The sequence below is a fragment of the Acinetobacter sp. YH12137 genome (assembly GCF_013418535.1).
Classification (GTDB): Bacteria; Pseudomonadota; Gammaproteobacteria; order Pseudomonadales; family Moraxellaceae; genus Acinetobacter.
The window spans coordinates 1-1088 of sequence record NZ_VPBW01000096.1; the positions used below are offsets into that span (position 1 = coordinate 1).

Genomic DNA, 1088 nt, shown 5'->3' on the forward strand with positions numbered 1-1088 from the left:
GGCAGAGTAAAACTTGAAGTGCGACATAAACCACCTAATTAATTTAAAGGGTTTATGGAGTATATAAAATTGTCATACCATCATCTTAACTTTGAAGATCGTACTGCATTAATGCTTGAGTCAAGAAAAGAAGGCTTTTCAGCCAGAAAATTTGCTGAACTCATTAAAAGACATCCTAGTACGATCTATCGTGAGCTTAAAAGAAATAGCATCAATGACGTTTATCAAGCTCAATATGCTTCTGATAACACCTTCGCTAGACGTAGACGCGGTCACAGAAAACTCAAAATCGACTCAATTCTCTGGAGATTTATTGTTGAAGCGATCCGTTGTTTATGGTCTCCTCAGCAAATAGCAAAGCGTTTAAAGACATTTCCTGATTTGGATCAAACAATGAATGTAAGCCATACAACGATTTATTCAACTATACGAGCATTACCAAAGGGTGAGTTGAAAAAAGACTTATTATCCTGTCTGCGTCATGAAAATAAAAAGCGAAAAGCTAACGGTGAACCTAAAAAAGATTCTATATTACAGGATATTAAAACTATTCATGAGCGCCCAGCCGAAGTTCAAGAAAGAAAAATACCGGGTCATTGGGAGGCCGATTTAATTAAAGGTAAAGACAATAAAAGTTCGATAGCAACACTTATTGAACGAAATACACGGCTCTGTATCTTGGCAACATTACCTGATGCAAAGGCAGAATCAGTGCGCAAGGCTTTAACTGAAGCTCTGAAATATTTACCTGCAGAACTACGTAAAACGTTGACCTATGACCGTGGACGTGAGATGTCAGAACATAAAATCCTCGAAGAAGATTTAGGCATAGATGTATATTTCTGTGACCCACATTCGCCATGGCAGAAAGGTACATGCGAAAATATGAATGGTTTAATTAGGCAATATTTACCTAAAGGGATTGATTTAAATCAGGCAGATCAGCATTATTTAAATCAAGTCGCCATGTCACTGAATACTCGTCCTAGAAAAGCGTTAGATTGGCTTACACCATTAGAGAAATTTGCTCAGCTTGTTGATTATCATAAGGCTTTTGAAACTGTCGCACCTCATGTTTGAATTCGCCC

General features: G+C 37.5%; 1 protein-coding gene. It reads left to right on the forward strand.

Translation table 11 applies throughout. The features are described from left to right. Positions 1 to 111 precede the first annotated feature (111 nt). Positions 112 to 1080 (forward strand): IS30 family transposase, encoded by a 969-nt coding sequence (locus FTU72_RS16245; RefSeq protein WP_253105210.1) that lies wholly within the window; start codon positions 112 to 114, stop codon positions 1078 to 1080. Positions 1081 to 1088 lie beyond the last annotated feature (8 nt).